Consider the following 4,018-nt stretch of genomic DNA (forward strand, 5'->3'; position numbering starts at 1 on the left):
GCGGTGGCCGGCGGCTCGCGGTCGCCGTCGCCGCCGCGCTGGTGCTGCTGCTGGCCGTGCTGGCGAGCTTCGCGCTCGGCAGCCGGGCGCTGGCCGTCGACGAGGTGTGGCGCGCGCTGGTCGCGCCGGACGGCGGCGAGGCCGCCACCATCGTGCGGGAGCTGCGGATGCCGCGCACCGCGCTGGGCCTCGCCGTCGGGCTGGCGCTCGCCGTCGCCGGGGTCCTCTTCCAGGCACTCACCCGCAACCCGCTGGCCGAACCGCGGATCCTCGGCATCAGCGCCGGCGCGTCGTTCGGTGTGGTGCTGGCCATCTCCGTCTTCGGCGTGGGCACCCTCGCCGGGTACGTCTGGTTCGGCATCGCCGGCGCGCTCGGCGCCGGCGTGCTGGTCTTCGCCGTCGCGGCCAAGGCCCGCGAGGGCGCCAGCCCGGTCACCCTCGCGCTGGTCGGCGCGGCCCTCGACGCCAGTCTCGCCTCCGTGGTGTACGCGCTGCTCAGCATGGACGCCCGCACCTTCGAGGAGTACCGCTTCTGGGTGGTCGGCGGGCTGACCGGCCGGGACCTCACGGTGGCCGCCCAGGTGCTGCCGTTCGTGCTCGCCGGGCTGGCGCTGGCCGCGCTGGTCGCCCGGGGCCTGGACGCGCTCGCCCTCGGCGACGACGTGGCCCGGGGCCTGGGGCACCGGATCGGGCTGGTCCGTCTCGGCGGCGGCGTCGCCGCGGTGCTGCTCACCGGGGCGGCCGTCGCCGCGGCCGGGCCGATCGCGTTCGTCGGGCTCGCGGTGCCGCACCTGGCCCGCGCCCTGGTCGGCGCCGACCACCGCTGGACCCTCGCGGTCTCGGCGCTGCTCGGGCCCGCGCTGCTGCTCGGCGCCGACGTCGTCGGCCGGCTCGTCGCGCCGCCCGGGGAGGTGCCCGCGGGCATCGTCACCGCGCTGATCGGCGCCCCGCTGCTGGCCTTCCTGGTCCGCCGCGCGAAGGTGGTGACGGCGTGACCGCCGCCCCGACCACCGACCGGCCGGCGGGTCGTCCCCGCGTCGGCGTCACCGCGCTGCCCGGGCGTTCGCTGGTGCGGGTCGGCCCGGTCACCGTGCAGGTCCGGCGCCGCTCGGTGCTGGTCGCCGCCGTGCTGGTCGTGCTGCTGCTGGCCGCGGGGGTGCTCAGCCTCTCCCTGGGCACCCCGTACGTCGCCCCGGCCGACGTGCTGCACGCCCTCTCCGGCGCCGGCACCCCGTACGACCTGGTGGTCCTCGACCTGCGGCTGCCCCGGCTGGTGCTGGCCGCGGTGGCCGGCGCGGCCTTCGGGGTGGCCGGCACGCTGATCCAGAGCGTGGCCCGCAACCCGCTCGCCAGCCCCGACGTCGTCGGCATCACCCAGGGCGCCGGTCTCGCCGCGACGGTGGCCCTGACCGGCGGCGTCGCCGCCGTCCTCGTGGCGCCGGCGGCGCTGGTCGGCGGGCTGGTCGCCGCCGTGCTGCTGTTCGTCCTCGGCGCCCGGCACGGGCTGGCCGCCCAGCGGTTCGTGCTCGCCGGCGTGGCGGTCGCCTTCGCGCTGCGGGCCCTGACCGAGGTGGTCATGCTCACCGCCGACCCGATCGACGGGCTGCGCGCGCAGATCTGGCTGATCGGCACGCTCGCCGGCAAGGGCTGGACCGAGAGCCTCTGGATCGCCCTCACCCTGGCCGCGCTCCTGCCGGTGCTGGCCTGGGCCGGCTGGGCGCTGAACAGCACCGCCCTGGACGACGACACGGCCCGGGGGATCGGCCTGCGCCCGGCGGCCCGCCGGGTCGGCCTCGCCGGCACCGGGGTGCTGGCCGCCGCGATGGTCACCGCCCAGGTCGGCGCGGTGGACTTCGTCGCCCTGGTCGCCCCGCAGCTGGCCCGCCGGCTGGTCCGCGCCGAGCGTCCGCCGCTGGTCTGCGCCGCGCTGCTCGGGGCGCTGCTGCTGGTGCTGGCCGACCTGGGCGGCCGGCGGCTGTTCGCCCCCACCCAGCTGCCCGCCGGCGTGCTGACCGCCGCCATCGGCGGCCCGTACCTGATCTTCCTGCTGCTCCGCGGCCGGCGGCGGTCCTCGTGATGTCCCACCCTGGCAAGGAGGCGTGATGCTCTCCACCCGCGACCTGGTCGCCGGCTACGACGAGCGGACCGTGCTGGACGGGCTCGACCTGGAGCTGCCCGGCGACGCGTTCACGGTGATCGTCGGGCCCAACGCCTGCGGCAAGTCCACCCTGCTGCGCACCATGGCCCGCCTGCTCACGCCCCGGCGCGGCGCCGTGCTGCTGGACGGCACCGCCATCCGGGACCTGCCGACCCGCGAGGTCGCCCGCCGGCTCGGCGTGCTGCCGCAGAGCCCGCTGGTCCCGGAGGGGGTGACCGTCGCCGACCTGGTCGGCCGGGGCCGGCAGCCGTACCAGCGGTGGTGGCGGCAGTGGTCGGAGTCCGACGGCGTCGCCGTCGACCGGGCCATGGCGCTCGCCGACGTGACCGGGCTGGCCGACCGGCCGGTCGACACCCTCTCCGGCGGGCAGCGGCAGCGCGTCTGGATCGCCATGACGCTCGCCCAGGACACCGAGGCGTTGCTGCTGGACGAGCCCACCACCTTCCTCGACCTCGCCCACCAGGTGGAGGTGCTGGACCTGCTGCACCGGCTGCGCGTCGAGCGGGGTCGCACGGTCGTCGCCGTGCTGCACGACCTCAACCAGGCCGCCCGGTACGCCGACCACCTGATCGCGATGCGCTCCGGCGCCGTGGTGGCCGCCGGGCCGCCCCGGGAGATCCTCACCGCCGACCTGGTCCGGGACGTCTTCGGCCTCGACTGCGTGGTCGTGCCCTGCCCGGTGACCGGGGCGCCCCTGGTGGTGCCCGCGCTCACCAGTCCCTCCCTGGCTCGCCCCTTCGCCCGGGACGCGGCGACGCCGCTGACCGGCTCGTACCCTTCGAAAGGAATCTGATGCGTCGTCTCGCCGCCGCCCTCACCGCGGCGTTGGCCCTCGGCGTCGGTCTCACCGCCTGTGGTGAGAGCGACCCGGTCGCCGGCACCACCACCGGGGAGACCCGGGAGATCACCCACGCCATGGGCACCACGAAGGTGCCGGCGGAACCCAAGCGGGTCGTCGTGCTCGACACCGACAAGATCGACACGGCCCTGTCCCTGGGCGTCACGCCCGTCGGCGCCGCCACCGCCGGCGAGGCGAAGAGCTGGCCGACCTACTTCGGCGAGGAGAAGCTGGCCGCCATCAAGGAGGTCGGGGTGCTCACCGAGCCCGACCTGGAGGCCATCAACGCCCTCAAGCCGGACCTGATCCTGGGCAGCAAGTTCCGCCAGGAGAAGTTCTACGACGAGCTGGCCGCCATCGCGCCGACCGTCTTCACCGAGAAGGTGGGCACCACCTGGAAGGAGAACTTCCTCTTCGACGGCAAGGCGCTCGGCAAGGAGCAGCAGGCCAAGGATCTGCTGGCCACGTACGAGACGCGGGCCAGGGAGTTCGGCGGCAAGCTCGGCGACGCCGCCAACCGCAAGGTCTCCATCGTCCGCTTCATGCCGACCGAGATCCGGGTGTACGGGCCGGACTCGTTCTCCGGCATCGTCATCGGCGACACGGGGCTGGGCCGCCCCGAGCGGCAGCAGCTCACCGGCAAGGAGGACCGGCGGATGGACCGGGTCAGCCCGGAGCGGATCGGCGAGGTCGACGGTGACGTCGTCTTCGTGACCGCGTACGGCGAGAAGGCCGCCGCCGAGCAGGCCAAGGTCACCGGCGGGACGCTCTGGAAGGGGCTGTCGGCGGTCAAGGCGGGCAAGGCGCACGTCGTCTCCGACGAGATCTGGATGACCGGCATCGGCATCGGCGCCGCCAACAAGATCCTCGACGACCTGGAGAAGTACCTCACCGCCTGACCACGTCGCCCGGGCCATCGGGCAACCACCAGTGGTGGGGGGCGCCCGGGGGGGGGGGGCCCCCCCGCGGTCTGGGGGGGAGGGGCGGCCCGGGGGGGGGGGGGGGCGCGCCCGGCGGGCCCC

At 75.9% G+C, this 4,018-nt stretch carries 4 protein-coding genes; all 4 read left to right on the forward strand.

Features of this window, described 5'->3' with window-relative positions:
* The coding region (locus AB0G13_RS21950; protein ID WP_357877019.1) for an iron ABC transporter permease at positions 1 to 995 on the forward strand (995 nt) is incomplete at its 5' end.
* Complete coding sequence (locus tag AB0G13_RS21955) at positions 992 to 2,077, forward strand: iron ABC transporter permease (protein ID WP_357877022.1); 1,086 nt, start codon at positions 992 to 994, stop codon at positions 2,075 to 2,077. The genes AB0G13_RS21950 and AB0G13_RS21955, both read left to right, overlap by 4 nt.
* A 25-nt stretch (positions 2,078 to 2,102) precedes the next feature.
* Positions 2,103 to 2,951, forward strand: a complete 849-nt coding sequence (locus tag AB0G13_RS21960) for an ABC transporter ATP-binding protein (RefSeq protein WP_357877025.1) — start codon at positions 2,103 to 2,105, stop codon at positions 2,949 to 2,951.
* The gene (locus AB0G13_RS21965; protein ID WP_357877028.1) at positions 2,951 to 3,895 is read left to right on the forward strand and encodes an iron-siderophore ABC transporter substrate-binding protein; all 945 of its coding nucleotides are present in this window, start codon (positions 2,951 to 2,953) and stop codon (positions 3,893 to 3,895) included. Before AB0G13_RS21960 ends, AB0G13_RS21965 begins: the two co-directional genes overlap by 1 nt.
* Positions 3,896 to 4,018 lie beyond the last annotated feature (123 nt).

It is taken from the genome of Micromonospora sp. NPDC023633, assembly GCF_040640035.1.
Classification (GTDB): Bacteria; Actinomycetota; Actinomycetes; order Mycobacteriales; family Micromonosporaceae; genus Micromonospora.